This window comes from Flavobacterium algoriphilum (assembly GCF_048158655.1).
Classification (GTDB): domain Bacteria; phylum Bacteroidota; class Bacteroidia; order Flavobacteriales; family Flavobacteriaceae; genus Flavobacterium; species Flavobacterium algoriphilum.
The window spans coordinates 811,736-831,867 of the sequence record NZ_JBLNKY010000001.1 but is presented as its reverse complement, the minus strand read 5'-3'; the positions used below and the strand labels follow the sequence as shown (position 1 = coordinate 831,867).

The window sequence follows — 20,132 nt, the reverse complement described above, 5'->3', positions numbered from 1 at the left end:
GCTTAAGACTCCCGTAACACTCTTAACATTCTCTTCACATTTAAATTATTTTTTGATAACCGTAATGTAATATTGAGCTAACACAGTTTACAAAGTTACCGAGTAATTTTGACAAAAATAAAAAACAATAAACAATACAATAAATTATGAAAACTAAAATTTTTGCTTTAGCACTTGCTACAGGATTGTTTCTAAATTCTTGCTCAAGTAGTGATAATCCAATTCCTGTTACACCACCAGCAACAGGCGAAATCACAGGTACAATAACTGCAAACAAAACTTTTGCATACGGAAATTATACTTTAAAAGGTATTGTTAAAGTTGCACCAGGAGTAACGGTAACTTTCGACGCTGGTTCTATAATTACGGCTAATAAAACTACCGGAGACAACGCATTAGTGGTTTTAAACGGAGGAAAATTAAACATTAACGGTACTGCTGACAAACCAGTTGTATTTACAGAAGCATCCGCAATTCCAGGTTCATGGGGAGGAATCATCATGTACGGTGACGCGCCAATCAAAGCTATTGGTGGGGTTACTACTTCTACTTCAGAAGACGGAAACGCATTGTCTTACGGAGGAGCTAATGCTGTTCATAATGGAGGCTCACTAAGCTACGCCAGAGTTGAATATGCTGGATCAAAATTAGCTGATGGAACAAAAGAAAATAATGGATTTACATTTTATTCAGTAGGTTCAGCAACAACATTAGATCACTTGGTTTCTTATAAAGGTGCTGATGATGGATATGAATTTTTTGGAGGAACTGTAAGCATGACAAACGCTATTTCTTATGGTAACTACGATGATGCTTTTGACTGGCAAGATGGATGGCAAGGTCAAAACAACTCTAACTGGTATGCTTACCAAACAGGTAAAGGAAATTATGGAATGGAAATCGAATGTTCTAACATTAACAATACTTTCTTTCCAAAAGTGACTAATATTACTTTAAAAAGAGAAGCAGGATGTGTACCTGAAGTTGCTGGTGATGTTCAAGTTGATGCTTTCCAATTCAAAAAAGAAGGAAATGGAGATTACAGCAATATCATTATCTCAGGATACGGAGACTATACTGAAGGAACAACTATTTACAAAGGTGCTGCAGTAAAAATTCAAGATGCTTCGACAAACACTAATCAAGTTAATGGATCAAAAATAAAATTAACTAATGTAACCATCTCTTCAACTTCACAAATTATACCTGTAGGAGCGACTTCTGGAATTACAGTTAATTTCCCAGTTGGTTATTTTACATCTAGTACATCTGCGACAGGTGCTTCATTAACTGCCGGTACATGGTCAACAGTTGGTGGCGTAAGCTTGATTAAATAGTTTTTGAACTAAAAAGAATAAAATAAATTACCTAAACACCTCTTTTTTATGAGAGGTGTTTTTTTTTGTGGTACAATATTTGAAATATTTTTTATATATTTACATAACAAATTTTAATCATGGCAAAAAACTACTTTTATAGTACTATCTTATTGGTTTTTTTCTTTTCGATGAGCCTCTCCGCTCAAGAGAATAAGCAACAGCCAAGAACACAAGAAACTGCTTCGATAGAGGGTCTAAGTTTGTACCCAAATCCCGTAAGCAATGGTAAGGTTTACATTTCTTCAAAAAACGAATTAGATAAGGAAATAATTATCTTTGATGTTTTAGGAAAAAAAGTACTCCAAACACTGATTAGTTCAAGAGAACTAAATGTATCAAATCTAACTCCAGGTGTTTATATCATCAAAATAAATGAAAATGATGCATCTGCTACTAGAAAATTAATTGTGCGATAATAATAATAATAATTATTGACAAATTTAAAAGCTCCAACTCTGTTGGGGCTTTTTTTATAATAAAGGCTGCTGGTTTTTACCAAATTAAATAAAGCGCGTGCAAAGACTTTGATTGCTTAAGTGCCTACAAAAATTTTACTTACTTTTGTAAAAAAAATTCTTGATTCCAACTACCAATATATTTGCAATTTCAAACCAGAAGCAATTTGAAAAAATAGCTTTAAAAGTGTTTCGTTTTCAATACGAAAACAATTTGGTATATCAGGAATTTTGCGATTTTCTAAAAGTCGATATCCAAAAGGTAAAATCATTATCTCAAATTCCATTTCTTCCCATTCAGTTTTTCAAGAGCCATCAAGTAGTTTCTAATACAGATGCAATTGAAGAAACATTTACCAGTAGCGGAACAACCGGAATGATTACTAGCAAGCATTTAGTCACTGACGCTTCCATATATGAGGAAAGTTACCGTAAAAGTTTTTCTCAATTTTATGGAACTATTGAAAATTATGTTGTCTTGGCTTTACTTCCTTCTTATCTTGAAAGAGAAGGCTCTTCGTTAATTTACATGGTTGAGGATTTGATTGCACTTTCTAATCATCCGGAAAGTGGTTTTTATTTGCACAATCATGACGAACTTATAACGAAACTAATTGCTTTAGATAAAGCAGGACAAAATGTCATTTTAATCGGTGTCACTTATGCTTTATTAGATTTAATTGAAAAACACCCGTTTCAATTGCAAAACACCATAATCATAGAAACGGGTGGAATGAAAGGCAAACGAAAAGAAATAATTCGGGAAGAATTACACGAACAACTGTGTAAAGGATTTGGCGTCACAGCGATTCATTCTGAATATGGGATGACCGAATTACTATCACAAGCCTATTCTTTAGGAAATGGCGCATTTGAATGCCCTTCTTGGATGCAAATCCTCATTCGCGATACAGAAGATGCTTTGACCTACATTCAAAACGGAAAAACAGGAGGAATTAACGTAATCGATTTGGCTAATATCAATTCCTGTTCTTTTATCGCCACGCAGGATTTAGGCAAAAAAAATCCCAACAACTCTTTCGAGGTATTGGGACGTTTTGATAATTCTGATATTCGTGGTTGTAACTTGATGGTTCTTTAATATGACAACAGCTCCATAATATTTCCTGCCTTACTTAATTTTCACAGTACCAGCTTTCAAATTTGTTACTAATGTTGTTATCGTTTTCGAACTCATTAAATTCTTAATTTTAAGAATAATCGTAGTAATTCCTGCTTCACCGTCGGATTGATTGCTTTTTACGAAATATCATAACTCAATTCCATTTTTACAGCACTTTCAGGCGTTTTTACACTATTTGAAACCTCTTTTATTCCTTTAACAAACTTTCGGCACGCTAGGTTCATAAATTGATCCAATTTAAAAACAAACGGAGATGTTACAAGGTATCAGTGTTTCCGTTTACAAATGGTTTTTCTTTGGCTACCAAAATTTTATTCTCTTTTGAACTCCCAGTCCGAACCAAAATTGACTTTTACTCTCGATTGAGACTTGGCTTTTTCAACAGAAAAAATCAAGAGAATTAGCAGTGAAAAAATAATTTTATTAGTGTTTATTTTCATAAGTTTCAATAATTATATTTATTTAAAAGCATCTAAGGCCGATGATGGTTTTCCATCAGATTGCCATGCATTTAATTGATAGCCGCTCCAACTTTTCTCTCCTTCAGGTTCCCAATAAATTACTCCAAGCCCTTTATTATTGGGTGCTTTTTTTATCGCATCAATAACAGCAACTAACATGTCACGTGTGTTTTGGACCAAAGTATAATCCCCTCCAACCTCAACAACCATAACTTCTTTATCGTATCTGGAAACCATATCATTGAGATTATTGGCTAAATCTGCAATGGTTTTTGTATAATCACTTTTTATCCAGTACGGATAATAGGATAAACCAATCACATCATACTTTACGTTATTGACTTTGGCATTATCAAAAAAGGTTCTAAATCTGGCATTGTTATTTCCCTCATCAACATGAATGATAACTTTTATCGAGGGATTGATTGCTTTTGTTGCTTCATATCCTCTATTGAGTAATTGTGCCAATTGAGTCCAATTTGAAGTACTCCCTTCAGGCCATAACATTCCGCCTGGAATTTCATTCCCCACCTGTACCCATTCTGGAGTTACCCCCGCTGATTTTAGCGCATACAATACATCAAAAGTGTGCTGATAAACATCATTTAATAATTCTAAAAAACTATGTTTAGCCCAAGCAGCCGGTTTGGTTTGTTTTCCGGGATCAGCCCAAGAATCGCTATAATGAAAATCAATCATGATGCGCATTCCCATTTTTTGGGCACGAACTGCCATCTTTACCGTTTCTGCCGGACTACAATGTCCACTGGCTTTATCATTGGAAGGGTTTACCCAAACCCTAAGACGTATAGTATTAATTCCCCTGTCTTTCAACAGTTGTAAACAGTCTTTTTCTGAACCATCAGTATCATAAAATTTATATCCTGTAGCTTCCATTTGCGGTAGCCACCCCACATCTGCCCCTTTTGAAAAGGCAAAAGTTGCCGGATTCGTTGGTATTGTTGCGACTGTTGGCACCGTAGGAGTTATTTCTGAATTTTGCGCATTACTACAAGAAGAAGTTGTCAAAGTCATTAATGCTATGAAAGTCAATCTTAATCGTACAAGTATTTTTTTCATATCTATTTATTAAAGCCTACAATAAAGCTACTATTTATTAATAAAACCTTGATTTTAACAAAGTATTCTACTTTTTGAAAAATTAAAATACAAAAAAAATTGTTTGGCTACATTAAAAAACCTGTAAAGATTTTAAACTTTACAGGTTTTCAACTACTAACCAAAAAATAATTTTATATTGTAGGATTAATATTCTTCATTTTGTTTAAGCCCTTCCATTTCTGGTATTGGGACGTTTTGATAATCTTTACAATTTGGGTTGCAACTTGATGATTCTCATAAATTTAATTGTTGCTTTTTTTATTCGATTAACCGATGTTTCGATTAAACAAATAACTAATTAAACAATCCTCAATACAAAATAATTTTTCTTTCCACTTTGCAACAATACAAATTGATTGTTGATTAAATCTTTGGCAGAGAGTACCAACTCTTCGGTAACTTTTTCTTTATTTACTGAAATAGAATTTGCAGTCAAAGCACGTCTTGCTTCTCCATTAGATTTCATAAAACCTGTTTTTTCATTTAAAACAGCAATTATATCAATTCCAGCTTCAATTTCATTTCTTGCAATTTCAGCTTGTGGAACACCTTCAAAAACATCTAAAAAAGTCGCTTCATTCAATTGTTTCAAATCATCTGAAGTAGAATTTCCGAACAAAATATTCGAAGCTTTAATTGCATTTTCTAAATCTTCCGAAGAATGTACCATTACCGTAGTTTCTTCAGCCAAACGTTTCTGTAACAATCGTAAATGTGGCGCTTCTCTATGTTTTTCGGTTAGAATCTCGATTTCTTCTTTTGATAAGAATGTAAAAATCTTAATGTATTTCTCCGCATCAATATCTGAGGTATTCAGCCAATATTGGTAAAATTTATAAGGAGAAGTTCGAGCTGAATCCAACCAAATATTACCCCCTTCTGATTTTCCAAATTTTGTCCCATCCGCTTTTGTAATCAAAGGACAAGTCAATGCATAGGCTTTTCCCTGAGCTATTCTACGGACTAATTCCGTCCCTGTGGTGATATTTCCCCACTGGTCGCTTCCACCCATTTGTAGTGTACAATTTTTATTTTTGTACAAATGTAAAAAGTCATATCCTTGAACCAATTGGTAGGTAAACTCCGTAAATGACATTCCTTCGGCAGCTTCAGAAGACAAACGTTTCTTCACTGAATCTTTGGACATCATATAATTTACTGTGATGTGCTTGCCAATATCCCGAATGAAATCAAGAAATGAAAAATTCTTCATCCAGTCGTAATTATTCACTAGTTCTGCCGCATTCGCCGCATCGGAAGTAAAATCTAAAAAACGAGCCAATTGCCCTTTTATAGCTTCTTGATTGTGACGTAATGTTGCTTCGTCAAGTAAATTTCTTTCATTCGATTTTCCTGATGGATCACCTATCATTCCTGTTGCACCACCCACTAACGCTAATGGTTTGTGTCCGGATAGTTGAAAATGTTTCAATAACATCACGCCTACTAAATGTCCAATATGCAATGAATCGGCAGTTGGGTCAATTCCCACATACGCCACACGCATTTGTTCCATCAAATGTTCTTCTGTACCGGGCATAACATCGTGGAGCATTCCTCTCCAAGTCACTTCTTCAATAAAATTCTTCATTTTTTTAATCAATTTGCACAAAGATAAAATTTATTGTGGATTCGGTTATTTGTTTATTCGGTTATTCGAAAAAAATTATTCGTATTTTCGTAGCATGATTTTAGTTACAGGAGGAACAGGTTTAGTAGGCGCACATTTATTACTTCATTTAATGGAATCCCGAAGGCTCGGGAGTGAAAAAGTACGTGCTATTTATCGCAATGCAAAAAGTATAGAAAAGACTAAAAACCTATTTAATTTATACAAAAAGCCTAATTTATTTGATGCTATCGAATGGATTCAAGCTGATATTACCGAAGTTCCTGCGTTAGAAAAAGCTTTTGTAGGAATCGATTCTGTTTATCATTGCGCCGCTTTGATTTCTTTCGATCCAAAAGACGAAGATTTAATTCGAAAAACCAATATTGAAGGAACCGCGAATATTGTCAATTTTTGTGTGGCCAAAGCCATAAAAAAACTATGTTATATGAGTTCCATCGCTGCTCTTGGCGATTTAGCATCTCACGAAAAAATCATCACAGAAGAAACCGAATGGAATCCGGAAAAGCCGCACAGTGATTATGCCATTTCTAAATATGGCGCCGAAATGGAAATTTGGCGTGGCCAACAGGAAGGATTGCAAGTGATAATTCTAAATCCAGGCGTGATTATTGGTCCCGGTTTTTGGGAACAGGGAAGCGGACAACTTTTTATGAAAGTAAAAAAAGGAATGTCATTTTACACTTTGGGAAGTTCAGGATTTGTTGCCGTGACTGATGTTGTCCAAATCGCAACCCAGTTAATGCAAAGCGAAATTCATAACGAACGTTTTACATTAATTGCAAAAAATATCATTTTTCGAGATATCTTAAATAGTATTGCCGATGCTCTTCTTGTAAAAAGACCTGCTATTCATGCGAAACCCTTGTTCATGGAAATTTTCTGGAAAATAGACTGGATTCTATCGAATATTTTTATGCAAAAAAGACAACTAACTAGCGCTGTTGCAAAAGCGTCTTATTCAAAAAATGAATATTCCAATCAAAAAATTATTACTGAATTAAATACTGAATTTTTAAATATTCATCAATACATAAAAGAAATTTCAGACTTGTAACTATAGTCTTTTTCTTTGATTGATTTCTAAGGAGTCTATTAGTTTGGTTGGTGGTGAAACGGGTTTTACAACCGTTTTTTTCTTTTTCTTCTTCTTTTTAGCTTCCGCTTTAATCAAAGCAGTTACACTTGCTTTATTTGTAATCAGCTTACTATTTACTTGATCAATAATGCTCGCATAGGCTTCATAATCAGAAGCGTAATAGGCATTGTTTTTAATAAATTGCAAGCTGTCAATTTTATACTTTTTATAAATATATTTTTTAGGGTTTATTTTAAAAGTATCCAAAGAGGCTGGATTTTCTAATCTAATAGCTTCCAGCACTGATAAATCATACATAATACCAACCATAACCTCTTTTTCTATAAGAGGATTTGGTTGTTTTACGACCTCTTCCTTACAGCTTATAAATAGGGAAATAATCGCTAAAAGTGATATTATTTTCTTCATCTTTTACTTTTATCTGTCAAACAACAATCGTTTTCCAGCACGAATATCTTTTACTTTGAAAGCGGTATACACTAATTGTCCGTTCACAAAAGTATGCGTTATTCTGGATTTAAAAGTAAATCCTTCAAATGGTGACCATCCACATTTAGCAAGAATATTTTCTTTTTTGACACTCCATGGCAAACCCGAATTTATAATAACTAAATCCGCATAATAGCCTTCTTTTATAAAACCACGCTTCTCAATCTTGAAAATCTTAGCCGGATTGTGGCACATTTTTTCGACAATTTTTTCAATACTGATTTTTCCTTGATGGTACGCTTCAAACATAGCCACAACGGCATGTTGCACTAATGGCCCACCAGATGGAGCTTTTAGATACGGTAGTTTCTTTTCTTCCAGCGTATGTGGGGCGTGATCCGTGGCAATAACATCAATTCGGTCGTCAAGCAATGCTTCCCACAGTACTTTTCGATCATTGGCTGTTTTTACCGCTGGATTCCACTTGATTAAATTGCCTTTGGATGAATAATCATCATTGGTAAACCACAAATGATGCACACAAACTTCGGCAGTGATTTTCTTGTCTTCCAATGGAATTTTATTGGTAAACAAATCCATTTCTTTTGCTGTAGAAAGATGAAATATATGCAAACGCGCACCTGTCTTTTTAGCAAGAGCAATTGCTTTTGAAGACGAAATATAACAGGCTTCTTCACTTCGGATAAGATGATGAACCGTTACCGGAACATCCTCTCCAAACTCTTCTTTGTATTTTTCTAAATTATTTTTGATGGTGGTTTCATCCTCACAATGAACCGCAATAAGCATAGGGGTACTAGAAAATATTTTTTCCAAAGTAGCTTCATTATCGACCAACATATTCCCGGTAGATGAACCTAAAAATATTTTTATTCCCGCAACATTCTTCGGATTAGTCTTTAAAACTTCTTCTAAATTATCGTTTGTTGCACCCATCATAAAAGAATAATTAGCATAGGATTTATCCGCAGCAATTTTATATTTTTCTTCTAAAATTTCTTGGGTAACCGCATTGGGCATCGTATTGGGTTGTTCTATATAAGAAGTAATTCCTCCCGCAACTGCAGCTTTAGATTCTGATTCTATATCGCCTTTATACGTTAAACCCGGCTCTCTAAAATGAACCTGATCATCTATAGCACCCGGAATTAGGTAATTCCCTTCGGCATCGATGATTTTACATTGAGAAGATTTAGCGCTAATACTTTCTGCAATTTCTACAATTAAGTCATCTTCAATTAGTACATCACCTTCAAAAATCGTTCCTTCATTTACTATTTTGGCATTCTTAATTAAAATCCTGTTCATCGTATCTTCTGCTTATAATGTGTTGACTAATTTTTTTAATCTAAGTGAAATAACCCCAAAAATAGCTTCTTTAATAATTAAATTACTCATTTTGGATTGTCCTTTTGTTCTGTCCGTAAAAATAATAGGGACTTCGACAATTTGGAATTTTTTACAGTACGTCCTGTATTTCATTTCAATTTGAAACGCATAACCTACAAATTTTATTTTATTTAAATTGATATTTTCCAGCACCTCTCTTTTGTAACATACAAAACCGGCTGTCGCATCATGGATTTTCATTCCTGTCACAAATCGGACATAAACTGATGCAAAATACGATAATAAAACACGGCTCAAAGGCCAGTTAACCACGTTTACACCTGTTACATACCGTGAACCAATTGCCAAATCGGCGTCTCCTAAATGACATGCATTATACAATTTTTCTAAATCATTTGGGTTGTGCGAAAAATCAGCATCCATTTCGAAAATAAAATCATATTTACGTTCCAAAGCCCATCTAAAACCATGCACATAAGCAGTTCCTAATCCGGATTTCTTGGCTCTTTTTTCTAAAAACAATCGGTCTTTATATTCAGATTGAAGCATAATTACCCTATCCGCTGTGCAATCAGGAGAATTATCATCAATAATAAGAACATGAAAAGGCTTGTGTTGTGAAAGCACCGTTCTAATAATGCCTTCGATATTTTCAATTTCGTTATAGGTAGGAATTATAACAATACAATCGTTCATATTTTGAGTAATTTCAACGCAAAAGTAAACTTTTTATGCCATTTGATTCATAATAAATTTATAATAAAAAAGAATGATGTAAAAAATCAGTAATTTTGTGTCCCTATGATTGAACATCTACTTCATCCAAGAATAACCGAAAATAAAGACTGGGCCACACTTTTATTTGTGTTGTCGTTTGCTATTATTGCTATTACTAAATCTGTTTTCGAAAATCGTTTTGGTGATTTTGCAAATTTAATTTTTTCAAATAAATACACCAAAATATATAGAGACAGCAGCCATCTTAAAAGCGGCTTTACTGTTTCCTTATTTTTAGTGCAGGTTATTTCATTTGCATTTTTTATTCAACTTTCGTTGAGTCAGTTTGGATATGCTACAAAAACAGATTGGATCCTTTACATTCAAATAATCACTTTCCTTATATTTTTTATTTTATCGAAATATCTCATAGAAAAAATTATTGGTACAGCATTCGATATAGAAGAATTTGTAGAGCAATTTAACCTCCAAAAAGTGACTTATAGGACCTATATTGGATTATTTATACTGCCAATCAATATTATTCTGTTCTATTACGACACAATCTCAAGAAATATTCCATTATTTATTATTTACACAGTGTTGACAATCAGCATTATAGCATATTCAATTTCAATAAAAAACTATCAAAATTTAATATTAGGTAAGTTGTTTTATTTTATTTTATATCTTTGCGCTCTTGAAATAGCCCCCTATTACTTTATGTATTATTGGCTTACAAAAGGGAGCGCCTAGAAAATGTTAAAATATGAAAGTGAAAACAATTTTGGTGTCACAGCCCGAACCTAAAGTGGAAAATTCCCCTTACTTTGAGCTTCAACAAAAGCATAAAGTTAAAATTGATTTCAGACCTTTTATTCATGTAGAAGGCGTTAATGCTAAAGAGATTAGACTTCAAAAAATTGATCTTAATCATTACACGGCAATTATTTTAACCAGTAAGAATGCTGTTGATCATTTCTTCAGAGTTGCTGACGAAATGCGTTTTAAAGTTCCTGAAGGATTAAAGTATTTTTGCCAATCTGAAGCAATTGCTTTTTACTTGCAAAAATATGTAGTCTACAGAAAACGTAAAATTTACGTAGGTCCTAAAGATTTTGCTGATTTATCACCACTGATAAAAAAATACAAAGACGAAAAATTCTTATTACCTGCTTCAGATCAATTAAATGCAGATGCGCCAATAACGCTTAATGCATTAAAAGTGGACTGGACTCCAGCGGTTTTTTACAAAACAGTAATGAGTGATTTATCTGATTTAGCAGATGTATATTATGATGTTTTGGCTTTCTTTAGCCCAACAGGAATAAAATCATTGTTTATGAACTTTCCAGATTTCAAGCAAAATGAGACCCGAATTGCAGTTTTTGGAAGCACTACGCAAAAAGAAGCATTGGATCATGGTTTAAGAGTAGACATTCTTGCACCAACACCAGCAACACCTTCAATGACAATGGCTTTGGAAAAATACATTGTAGAAGCAAATAAAGGAAAATAGAAAATTATTTTTTAGATACAATCGAAAGCCATTCGCAATCCGAATGGCTTTTTTTATGCGACAAAATTAAACAATTACATTATTTTTTAAATAAACTTCTATTTCTTATAAGTCAATCAATACAAATTATATAAGAAATGGAAGTTCATTAAGACTAACAAAAAGTAGAGTAATCTTAAATTTCTATTAACATTAATCGTTTTTTTCTTAAATTTGATTTTCAATTCAAGTTAAATACAATAGTTTAGTTTAAAATAACAACTTATGAAAATCAACTCCCTTATAGTAGAAATAGACGGTATCGATAAAGAAATTTTACGAGACCTGATGGAAGACGCCCGAAAACCAATTCTTCAAATCGCTAACAAAATAGGGATTTCAGGAGCTGCCATTCACCAGCGATTGCGAAAACTGGAACAATCCGGCGTGATTTCAGGATCTAAGTTTACGGTAAACCATAAGATTCTAGGTTATAATACGATGGCATTTGTTGGAATTTACTTAGACAAAGCCGCTCGAAACCCGGAAGCCGTGAGAGATTTAAAAAAAATCCCCGAAGTATTGGAATGCCATTACACTACCGGAAACTGGTCAATATTAATCAAGATTATTTGTAGGGACAACGAACATTTAATGCATTTGCTCAACACGAAAATCCAGGCTATCGAAGGCGTTTCCAGAACAGAAACCTTTATATCATTAGACCAACAAATTGACCGACAGATTCAATTGTAGTTTTTTGATTAATTGTTCATTTGATTATTTTGCAAAAAAAATCCGTCTCGTTTTCAAACAAGACGGATATAATTTTTTAAGCGAAAAATTAATTTCTTCTTCCGCCCATATAAATCGAAACATAATACAACAGCGTAGCTATAGAACCTAAAGCAGCAACCACGTACGTTCTGGCAGCCCATTTTAGAGAATCTTTCGCACCCGCTTGCTCTTGCTGTGTCAACATCCTTTTATTTTCCAACCAAGCTAATGCACGATTACTCGCATCATATTCTACCGGTAAAGTAACAATAGAGAACAAAGTTGTTGCTGCAAAAATTACAATCCCTACCAATAGTAATTGAGGAAAGGTTTTCATCATCAAAATCCCTGCGAGTAAAATCCATTGCATATATGATGAAGCGACGTTGACAACTGGAACCAATTGAGAGCGCATGGTCAACCATCGATATCCTACCGCATGTTGTACCGCATGACCACATTCGTGTGCCGCCACAGCTGCTGCAGCTGCATTTCGTTGATTGTAAACCGCCTCGCTTAAGTTCACGGTTTTATCCAAAGGATTGTAATGATCTGTTAATTGCCCCGCAACCGAAATCACTTTGACATCCCGAATTCCGTTATCAGCAAGCATTTTTTCTGCAATTTCAGCACCGGACATTCCGTTTTGTAATTGTAATTTAGAATAATGTTCAAATTTGCTTTTTAGTCTTGAACTAACTAACCAGCTGAAAAGCATAATTGCTCCGGCAAGAATCAAATAACCCATTCCCATATTTTTGTTTTTTAATTTTATTATTTAAAGTTATAAAAGAATCATCAAAATCTGAACCAATTTTTTACAATGTCAATTTGGCATTCCTGAAATGGAAATAAAAAAATCCAAATCCCAAAATAAATTTGGAATTTGGAATTTAATATATTTTGTAGAGACGCAACGTAGAGACGCACTGCAGTGCGTCTCTACAACATTACGTTGTTAAAATTTACCCTACCAAGTTAATGATTTTCCCCGGAACAATAATCACCTTGTTTGGCGTTTTACCTTCCAGCTGTTTGATGGTTCTTTCGTCTTTCATCACGATTTCCTCGATTTGTTCTTTGGTTAAATCCAAAGGCAAAACCATTGTGAAACGCATTTTTCCATTGAAAGAAACTGGATATTCTTTATTACTTTCGACCAAATGTGCCGGTTCGAACACTGGAAAAGCAACGGTAGCAATCGAACCCGTATTCCCTAACAACGACCATAATTCCTCGGCAATGTGTGGCGCATATGGCGAAATCACAATTGCTAATGGTTCTAAAATTGCACGAGAATGGCAATTCTGCGCGGACAATTCATTCACACAAATCATAAACTGTGAAACCGACGTATTGAAAGAGAAACTCTCTATGTCTTCCGCCACTTTTTTGATGGTTTTGTGCAATGATTTCAAGTTGTCTTTAGTTGGTGCGTCATTGGTAACAATCAAACCATTATCATCAAAATACAAACGACACAGTTTTTTCAAAAATCCAAAAACTCCCGAAATTCCTGCTGTATTCCATGGTTTTGCTTGTTCCAATGGTCCTAAGAACATTTCATACAAACGCAACGTATCGGCTCCGTATTCGTTACAAATATCATCTGGTGTTACGACATTGTATTTGGATTTCGACATTTTTTCGATTTCACGACCAACGATGTATTTACCGTTTTCTTCGCAAATGAATTCTGCATTTGCATAATCCTCTCTCCAGCTTTTAAATCTTTCAATATCTAATTCATCTGAAGCGTTTACGAAAGAAACATCAGTATGAATTTTGACTATGTCAATTGAAACGCCATCACTTATGACATCAGCATAATTTGGAAATTTCAACTTTAAAGCATAATCAATTCCTGGAAAATGAGAACAACTAGTCAATTCACCTATTGAAGGATTAAGCTGCGATTTTGCATCATTTAAAGAAATAAAGATCTTATTATTATACTTCTCCACAAACTCACTTACTTTAGCTTTTTGTTCAGCGCTAAATTTAATTGGTATTACGTCACTAATAACTTCAGTATAGTCTACTAAATTTAATCTGTAAACAAACGCGCTCATTCCCAAAATCATTCCCTGATTAATCAGTTTTTTGAATGGTTCTTCAGTCGGTGCAAAACCTTTGTCTTTTAGGAATTTGTTCCAAAAACGAGAATACAATAAATGTCCGGTGGCGTGTTCGCTTCCGCCAATGTATAAATCCACACTTTCCCAATACGCCAGTGCCTCTTTACTTGCAAACTCGTTTTCGTTCTGTGCATCCATATAACGCATCCAATACCATGAACTTCCCGCCCAACCCGGCATCGTGTTTAATTCTAATGGAAATATAGTCACATTATCGACTAACTGAGTACTAACCACTAAACACTGAACACTGTCCCAAGCCCAAACCAAAGCGTTTCCTAAAGGCGGTTGCCCGTCTTCGGTTGGTAAATATTTCTCTACTTCCGGCAAGATGATTGGCAAATGTTTTGCGGCAATCATTTGCGGCAAGCCATTCACATAATATACCGGAAACGGCTCTCCCCAATACCGCTGACGAGAGAAAACAGCATCACGCAAACGGTAATTAATTTTTCCTTTTCCTTGGTTTAGTTTTTCTAATTCTTCTATCGCTTTTTTAGTCGCTTCTTTGTACGTCAGTCCGTTTAGGAAATCAGAATTGGCGATAATCACATTGTCTTTTGACCCGTACGCCACCTCAGAAATATCCACATTTGCAAAAATATTTTTGATTACCTGCATTCCGTTTTGACCTTTGAAGAAATTCGCAAAAGCATAATCTCTTTCGTCGCCGCAAGGAACCGCCATAACTGCACCTGTTCCGTAACCTGCCAAAACATAATCCCCAATCCAAACCGGAATTGGTTCTTTCGTGAACGGATGTTCGGCATACGCTCCAGTGAAAACACCCGAAATGGTTTTAACATCGGCCATACGTTCTCTTTCGGAACGTTTTGACGTTTTTACTATGTACGCTTTTACTGCTGCTTTTTGTTCCGGAGTAGTAATCTGAGAAACTAATTCGTGTTCTGGCGCCAATGTCATGAACGTAACTCCAAAAATTGTATCAGGACGCGTTGTGAATACGTCTATATATTGTTGCTCCCTTTCGAGGGTAGAATTTTGACTTTCGACTTTGAAAGAAACCGTTGCTCCAACGGATTTCCCAATCCAGTTCCGTTGACTTTCTTTGATGCTTTCGCTCCAATCAATATCGTTTAAGCCTTGCAACAAACGTTCCGCATAAGCCGAAATTCGCATGCTCCATTGCGTCATTTTCTTACGAACAACCGTAAAACCGCCCCGCTCTGAAACACCATTTACGATTTCGTCATTCGCCAAAACAGTTCCCAATCCCGGACACCAGTTTACTTCAGTCTCGGCCAAATACGTCAATCTATATTGCAATAAGATTCGCTCCTGTTGCTCTTTTGTGAAAGCGTTCCATTCATTTGCTGAAAAAACTTCTATATTTTCATCGCAAACGGCATTGACATTTGCATTTCCTTCTTTCTCAAAAATGGAAACCAAAGTCGAAATATCTTCGGCTTTATCGCTGTTTTTATTGTACCAAGAATTGAACAATTGAATGAAAATCCATTGGGTATGCTTGTAATAGTCCGAATTTGAGGTACGCACTTCTCGACTCCAGTCGAAAGAGAATCCAATTTTGTCCAATTGCTTTCTATAACCGGCAATTTTATTTCCTTCTTTATCCGTTCCTCCGTCAATATTTACCGAAGTCGTATCTTCAGGACGTTGACCCGTTTGAATGGCATATTGTTCAGCCGGCAAACCAAAACTGTCATAACCCATGGGGTGCAACACATTAAAACCTTGATGTCTTTTGTATCTGGAATACACATCAGAGGCGATGTATCCCAGCGGATGCCCAACGTGTAAACCCGCTCCAGATGGATACGGAAACATATCTAGTACGTAATATTTAGGTTTTGTTGCGTTATTTTCAGCTTTAAATGTTTCGTTTTCTAACCAGTATTTTTGCCATTTGGCCTCTATTTCGTTCGGATTATATTTCATTCCTTTTTTATTGTTTTTTAATGGAGTCATGCTGTCGCACACTCAAGTCATTCTACTTTCTTAATTGTTCTTTTATGGATTCATGCTTTCGCAGACTCAAGTCGTTTTGCTATTTATTTTAGCCCATTCAGGCTTCAGAACCCGAAATAGGTCGCAAAATTGCAGGTCGCAAATTTACGTTTATTGTACGAAAGTTAAAACTTTGAGCGTTATTAACTTTAAATAAAGAAATTCTTTATTATTTTTACCCCATAATTTAAGTAAACTATGAGTTCTTCCTTTGATAAATTTCAAAAACGCAGATTAATTTCCTCTTATTTTTCGGTTGTACTAAGTGTATTCTTGGTATTATTCCTATTAGGAATGTTAGGATTTTTTATTATAAATTCTAAAAAACTGGCCGATGATTTTAAGGAAAAAATTGCCATGACGGTGTTTTTCAAAAACGATGCTAATGACAGTATCTTAAAAGCTTTTGGAACCGAATTAAAAACAGCTCCTTTTGCAAAATCATATGCTTATGTTACCAAAGAAGATGCGGCTAAAGAACATACTGATATAATAGGTGAAGATTTCATGGAATTTCTAGGTGAAAATCCGTTGCAGAACTCTTACGACATTCACTTAAAAGCAGATTATGTAATCAAGGACAGTATTGCAAAAATCGAAAATCGCTTACGCAAAAACGTTATGATATCGGATATTGTTTATGATAAACAATTAGTGAATCTGGTAAATGACAATATCAAAAAAGTGAGTATGTGGATTTTAATCATCAGCGGTTTTTTCACTGTTATCGCCGTTTTATTAATCAACAGCTCTTTACGTTTATCGATACATTCGAATCGATTTATCATCAAAACCATGCAAATGGTAGGCGCTACCAAAGCGTTTATCAGAAAACCATTTGTGATGCGAAGCATAAAATTGGGAATGATTGGTGCGGGTTTAGCCATTTTAGCATTGATTGGCGTTTTGGTTTACGTTCAAACTAACTTTCCTGATCTTGGTATTCTTGACGACAAATTACTGGTTGGATTAGTTTTATTAGGCGTTTTGGGAATTGGTATTTTAATTACTTGGCTGAGCACCTACTTCGCCACACAACGCTTTTTGAATTTAAGAACGGACGAGCTTTATTAATTTTAGATTGCAGATTAACGATTTTTTGATTTCACAATTTAAAAAAACAGCATGAAAGATAACGACCAAAAACAAGAATTTCTTTTTGACACAATAAATTATAAAATCCTATTAATTGGGATTGGAGTAATTGCCTTAGGATTTATTCTAATGGCTGGCGGAGGAAGTGATGACCCAAATGTTTTCAATGAAGATATCTTCAATTTCAGAAGAATTCGATTGGCACCTACTACCGTTTTAATTGGCTTTGGAATTACTGTTTATGCCATTCTTAAGAATCCCAAAAAAGCATAAATGAATACATTACAAGCATTCTTAATTGCTGTTATCGAAGGATTAACAGAATACCTTCCTGTTTCTTCAACAGCTCACATGGTTTTTCTAAGTTCTTATTTTGGAATTCAACAGGATGATTTTGTGAAACTATTTCAGGTTTCCATTCAATTTGGAGCCATTCTGGCTGTTGTCGCTTTGTATTGGAAGAAATTTTTCGATTTCTCATCAAAAAGTGTCGCAATCAACTTTTACATTAAACTTATTTGCGCCGTAATTCCAGCATTGATTTTAGGAAAACTATTCGATGACAAGATTGAAGCAGTTCTTGGAGACCCTATTCCCATTGCGATAGTTTTAATTTTAGGCGGAATCATTTTATTATTTATTGACAGTCGTTTTCAAAGTCCAACGGTTCTTCAAGAGGAAGATATCACCATTAAAAAAGCCGTAACCATTGGTTTTTGGCAATGTTTAGCGATGATGCCAGGAACAAGTCGTTCTGCCGCTTCTATAATTGGCGGTATGCAACAAGGATTAACGCGTCACGCTGCAGCTGAATTCTCTTTCTTTTTAGCAGTTCCAACGATGATGGCAGTAACGTGCTACTCCGTATTCTTGAAAACCTACGAAACGTCACAAATGAAAGGTTATGAATTGATTCTGAAGTCACACGAAAACATACAATTGTTCTTAATAGGAAATGTTGTTGCTTTTATTGTTGCCATTATCGCTATTAAATTCTTTATTGAAATCATCAAAAAATACGGCTTTAAACCTTGGGGATGGTACCGAATTATAGTAGGCGTATTTTTATTGATCTACTTTTTATACTTAAAATAATTTCCATTGAAAACAGCCGAAGATTTCCAAAACGGACAAATTTTACTCATTGACAAACCTTTGCATTGGACTTCCTTTCAGGCAGTAAACAAATTAAAGTGGGCTTTGATTAGCAAGCTGAATCTCCCAAAAAAATTTAAGATCGGCCATGCCGGAACATTAGATCCCTTGGCGACCGGATTGCTTTTAGTATGCACCGGAAAATTCACCAAAAGGATTACGGAACTTCAAGGTCAAGCCAAAGAATATACTGGAACATTCTATATTGGAGCGACAACACCTTCATATGATTTAGAAACCGAAATGGACCAAACATTTCCCATCGAACATATTGGCCCGGATTTAATTCAGGAAACCGTAAAACAATTTTTGGGTGAAATAGACCAGAAGCCACCCATTTACTCCGCTATAAAAAAAGATGGTGTTCGTTTGTACGAGCATGCAAGAGCAGGAGAAACGGTAGAAATCGCAACGCGAAAAACAACCATACACGAATTTGAAATTACTAGAATCGCGCTTCCTGAAGTCGATTTCAGAGTAGTCTGCAGCAAAGGAACTTATATTCGTTCGCTGGCTTTTGATTTTGGAAAAGCCATGAATTCAGGTTCGCATTTAACCGCTTTACGCCGAACAAAAATTGGCGATTATAATGTAAATGAGGGAATGGATGTTGAAGCATTTGAACAAAGTCTGGCTCCTCAGTTGTAATCAAAAATAAAACACATGACAAGTACAGAATTGAACTTGCGATGTGTTTTTTCTAAAAAAAGTTAAAAGTAGTTTTAATCCATACTTTTTTGTGTTTACTTGGCTGTACCAATGGTTTTAATAATGACTTACGTTTTTACCTCCAAATAGTAAGCGCGATAAATAATCATAAAACCTTTCAAATAGCTTTTTCATAACGATGTTTTTTTAATTGTGAAACAATATTAAACACCAATAAAAAAAGTAAATCGTGAATAGAATAGTAAACTTGGTTGGCAATCACTAAATTACAATATTTTTTTTGATACACCAAAAAAAAAATTAATTTTTTGATATAAAAAAACGTATCCCCAAACTTAAATTTTCGCATCCGATATTTTACATCAAATTAATCACTTCTTGCTGAGTATTTAATCCTTTATCTTTCAAATACCACAATTGTAATTCCGTTTTAACTTTTTCATCAATAGCTCCAAATTTCTTTTTATAATCATTTATCAAATCCGTTGCGTTTTTTGGTCTGGGTCCCCAACTGTCAAGTAGACTTCCTGTTTCTCTATCAATTATAAGCAGCTTGGGAATTGCTCTTTTTTTATTGGTTAAAAACAATTTCATTAATTCGTCGTTTTCATCACGCAAAACAATTTTCATTTCTATTTTACCCTCGGAAGCAATGGCCATTTTATTAAAAATAGGCAGTATTTGCGCTGCGTCTCCACACCAACCCTCGGCAATAACTAACCAGATGTATTCGTTTTTTAAATTTTTTAATTTTAGAATACTTTCATCCGGAATTCTTATTGTTTTATCCAAACGATCCATACGGGTTTCATTCAAAGAACTATAATGAGTCAAATCTTCGGATTGTTCATTCCCTGTTGATTTTCCATCAAATAACAAATCAGAAACTAGTTTTCTATATTCTGAATACGAGTGACTGTTAAACAATGCCTTAGCTATAGTAATTTTCATGATAAGTGATTTATTTACACAAAGTTACCATAAAATTGGGTTTAAAACAGGAC

The 20,132-nt window shown here is 34.6% G+C and carries 19 protein-coding genes; 11 read left to right on the top strand and 8 right to left on the bottom strand.

Annotated features, from left to right (window positions below; genetic code table 11):
* Positions 1–146: 146 nt before the first annotated feature.
* From ACM55G_RS03545 to ACM55G_RS03535, 3 genes are all read left to right on the top strand, one after another.
* Positions 147–1,337 (top strand): hypothetical protein, encoded by a 1,191-nt coding sequence (locus tag ACM55G_RS03545; RefSeq protein WP_416842528.1) that lies wholly within the window; start codon positions 147–149, stop codon positions 1,335–1,337.
* Positions 1,338–1,456: 119 nt separating this feature from the next.
* The gene (locus tag ACM55G_RS03540) at positions 1,457–1,795 is read left to right on the top strand and encodes a T9SS type A sorting domain-containing protein (protein ID WP_416842527.1); all 339 of its coding nucleotides are present in this window, start codon (positions 1,457–1,459) and stop codon (positions 1,793–1,795) included.
* Positions 1,796–1,955: 160 nt separating this feature from the next.
* The gene (locus ACM55G_RS03535; RefSeq protein WP_416842526.1) at positions 1,956–2,936 is read left to right on the top strand and encodes a LuxE/PaaK family acyltransferase; all 981 of its coding nucleotides are present in this window, start codon (positions 1,956–1,958) and stop codon (positions 2,934–2,936) included.
* Between the two features lie 500 nt (positions 2,937–3,436).
* Here the strand turns inward: ACM55G_RS03535 and ACM55G_RS03530 are convergent, their stop codons facing one another.
* The gene (locus ACM55G_RS03530; RefSeq protein ID WP_416842525.1) at positions 3,437–4,519 is read right to left on the bottom strand and encodes a glycoside hydrolase family 53 protein; all 1,083 of its coding nucleotides are present in this window, start codon (positions 4,517–4,519) and stop codon (positions 3,437–3,439) included.
* A gap of 340 nt (positions 4,520–4,859) precedes the next feature.
* Entirely contained in the window at positions 4,860–6,152 is a 1,293-nt protein-coding gene (gene tyrS, locus ACM55G_RS03525; protein ID WP_416842524.1) for a tyrosine--tRNA ligase, read from the bottom strand.
* A gap of 94 nt (positions 6,153–6,246) precedes the next feature.
* Between tyrS and ACM55G_RS03520 the strand changes: the two genes are divergently transcribed.
* Positions 6,247–7,248 carry an NAD-dependent epimerase/dehydratase family protein gene (locus tag ACM55G_RS03520; RefSeq protein WP_416842523.1) on the top strand — a complete coding sequence of 334 codons (1,002 nt, stop codon included), beginning with the start codon at positions 6,247–6,249 and terminating at the stop codon, positions 7,246–7,248.
* Here the strand turns inward: ACM55G_RS03520 and ACM55G_RS03515 are convergent, their stop codons facing one another.
* The 3 genes from ACM55G_RS03515 to ACM55G_RS03505 are packed head-to-tail and all read right to left on the bottom strand — an operon-like array spanning position 7,249 to position 9,786.
* The gene (locus tag ACM55G_RS03515; RefSeq protein ID WP_416842522.1) at positions 7,249–7,698 is read right to left on the bottom strand and encodes a DUF4296 domain-containing protein; all 450 of its coding nucleotides are present in this window, start codon (positions 7,696–7,698) and stop codon (positions 7,249–7,251) included. It abuts the gene before it with no gap.
* A gap of 9 nt (positions 7,699–7,707) precedes the next feature.
* Positions 7,708–9,048 carry a dihydroorotase gene (locus ACM55G_RS03510; RefSeq protein WP_416842521.1) on the bottom strand — a complete coding sequence of 447 codons (1,341 nt, stop codon included), beginning with the start codon at positions 9,046–9,048 and terminating at the stop codon, positions 7,708–7,710.
* Between the two features lie 12 nt (positions 9,049–9,060).
* Positions 9,061–9,786 (bottom strand): polyprenol monophosphomannose synthase, encoded by a 726-nt coding sequence (locus tag ACM55G_RS03505; RefSeq protein WP_416842520.1) that lies wholly within the window; start codon positions 9,784–9,786, stop codon positions 9,061–9,063.
* 105 nt (positions 9,787–9,891) lie between these two features.
* Between ACM55G_RS03505 and ACM55G_RS03500 the strand changes: the two genes are divergently transcribed.
* The 3 genes from ACM55G_RS03500 to ACM55G_RS03490 all read left to right on the top strand — a co-directional run bounded on the left by ACM55G_RS03500 (position 9,892) and on the right by ACM55G_RS03490 (position 12,061).
* Entirely contained in the window at positions 9,892–10,563 is a 672-nt protein-coding gene (locus ACM55G_RS03500) for a DUF4271 domain-containing protein (RefSeq protein WP_416842519.1), read from the top strand.
* Positions 10,564–10,576: 13 nt separating this feature from the next.
* Positions 10,577–11,326: a uroporphyrinogen-III synthase gene (locus tag ACM55G_RS03495; RefSeq protein WP_416842518.1), complete on the top strand. Its 750-nt coding sequence runs from the start codon at positions 10,577–10,579 to the stop codon at positions 11,324–11,326.
* 264 nt (positions 11,327–11,590) lie between these two features.
* Positions 11,591–12,061, top strand: a complete 471-nt coding sequence (locus ACM55G_RS03490; RefSeq protein WP_143387568.1) for an Lrp/AsnC ligand binding domain-containing protein — start codon at positions 11,591–11,593, stop codon at positions 12,059–12,061.
* Between the two features lie 88 nt (positions 12,062–12,149).
* Here ACM55G_RS03490 and ACM55G_RS03485 read toward each other — a convergent pair whose 3' ends face one another.
* Entirely contained in the window at positions 12,150–12,836 is a 687-nt protein-coding gene (locus tag ACM55G_RS03485) for a zinc metallopeptidase (protein WP_416842517.1), read from the bottom strand.
* Between the two features lie 211 nt (positions 12,837–13,047).
* Positions 13,048–16,140 (bottom strand): class I tRNA ligase family protein, encoded by a 3,093-nt coding sequence (locus ACM55G_RS03480; protein ID WP_416842516.1) that lies wholly within the window; start codon positions 16,138–16,140, stop codon positions 13,048–13,050.
* A 267-nt stretch (positions 16,141–16,407) separates the two neighbouring features.
* Between ACM55G_RS03480 and ACM55G_RS03475 the strand changes: the two genes are divergently transcribed.
* The 4 genes from ACM55G_RS03475 to truB are packed head-to-tail and all read left to right on the top strand — an operon-like array spanning position 16,408 to position 19,107.
* Positions 16,408–17,283 carry a cell division protein FtsX gene (locus tag ACM55G_RS03475; protein ID WP_416842515.1) on the top strand — a complete coding sequence of 292 codons (876 nt, stop codon included), beginning with the start codon at positions 16,408–16,410 and terminating at the stop codon, positions 17,281–17,283.
* Positions 17,284–17,334: 51 nt separating this feature from the next.
* A complete protein-coding gene (locus tag ACM55G_RS03470) occupies positions 17,335–17,577 on the top strand; it encodes a DUF3098 domain-containing protein (protein ID WP_416842514.1) in 243 nt (80 codons plus the stop codon).
* Entirely contained in the window at positions 17,578–18,399 is an 822-nt protein-coding gene (locus tag ACM55G_RS03465) for an undecaprenyl-diphosphate phosphatase (protein ID WP_416842513.1), read from the top strand.
* Between the two features lie 6 nt (positions 18,400–18,405).
* Entirely contained in the window at positions 18,406–19,107 is a 702-nt protein-coding gene (truB, locus tag ACM55G_RS03460) for a tRNA pseudouridine(55) synthase TruB (protein ID WP_416842512.1), read from the top strand.
* 378 nt (positions 19,108–19,485) lie between these two features.
* Here truB and ACM55G_RS03455 read toward each other — a convergent pair whose 3' ends face one another.
* Entirely contained in the window at positions 19,486–20,079 is a 594-nt protein-coding gene (locus ACM55G_RS03455; protein WP_416842511.1) for a thioredoxin family protein, read from the bottom strand.
* Positions 20,080–20,132 lie beyond the last annotated feature (53 nt).

Bases quoted from the DNA above. Each gene is read 5' to 3' on its own strand.
- ACM55G_RS03505 (WP_416842520.1), bottom strand. From the start codon at position 9,786: ATGAACGATTGTATTGTTATAATTCCTACCTATAACGAAATTGAAAAT.
- ACM55G_RS03540 (WP_416842527.1), top strand. From the start codon at position 1,457: ATGGCAAAAAACTACTTTTATAGTACTATCTTATTGGTTTTTTTCTTT.
- ACM55G_RS03545 (WP_416842528.1), top strand. From the start codon at position 147: ATGAAAACTAAAATTTTTGCTTTAGCACTTGCTACAGGATTGTTTCTA.
- ACM55G_RS03515 (WP_416842522.1), bottom strand. From the start codon at position 7,698: ATGAAGAAAATAATATCACTTTTAGCGATTATTTCCCTATTTATAAGC.
- tyrS (WP_416842524.1), bottom strand. From the start codon at position 6,152: ATGAAGAATTTTATTGAAGAAGTGACTTGGAGAGGAATGCTCCACGAT.
- ACM55G_RS03475 (WP_416842515.1), top strand. From the start codon at position 16,408: ATGAGTTCTTCCTTTGATAAATTTCAAAAACGCAGATTAATTTCCTCT.
- ACM55G_RS03470 (WP_416842514.1), top strand. From the start codon at position 17,335: ATGAAAGATAACGACCAAAAACAAGAATTTCTTTTTGACACAATAAAT.
- ACM55G_RS03485 (WP_416842517.1), bottom strand. From the start codon at position 12,836: ATGGGAATGGGTTATTTGATTCTTGCCGGAGCAATTATGCTTTTCAGC.
- ACM55G_RS03530 (WP_416842525.1), bottom strand. From the start codon at position 4,519: ATGAAAAAAATACTTGTACGATTAAGATTGACTTTCATAGCATTAATG.
- ACM55G_RS03465 (WP_416842513.1), top strand. From the start codon at position 17,578: ATGAATACATTACAAGCATTCTTAATTGCTGTTATCGAAGGATTAACA.
- ACM55G_RS03510 (WP_416842521.1), bottom strand. From the start codon at position 9,048: ATGAACAGGATTTTAATTAAGAATGCCAAAATAGTAAATGAAGGAACG.
- ACM55G_RS03500 (WP_416842519.1), top strand. From the start codon at position 9,892: ATGATTGAACATCTACTTCATCCAAGAATAACCGAAAATAAAGACTGG.
- ACM55G_RS03495 (WP_416842518.1), top strand. From the start codon at position 10,577: ATGAAAGTGAAAACAATTTTGGTGTCACAGCCCGAACCTAAAGTGGAA.
- ACM55G_RS03480 (WP_416842516.1), bottom strand. From the start codon at position 16,140: ATGAAATATAATCCGAACGAAATAGAGGCCAAATGGCAAAAATACTGG.
- ACM55G_RS03490 (WP_143387568.1), top strand. From the start codon at position 11,591: ATGAAAATCAACTCCCTTATAGTAGAAATAGACGGTATCGATAAAGAA.
- ACM55G_RS03455 (WP_416842511.1), bottom strand. From the start codon at position 20,079: ATGAAAATTACTATAGCTAAGGCATTGTTTAACAGTCACTCGTATTCA.
- ACM55G_RS03520 (WP_416842523.1), top strand. From the start codon at position 6,247: ATGATTTTAGTTACAGGAGGAACAGGTTTAGTAGGCGCACATTTATTA.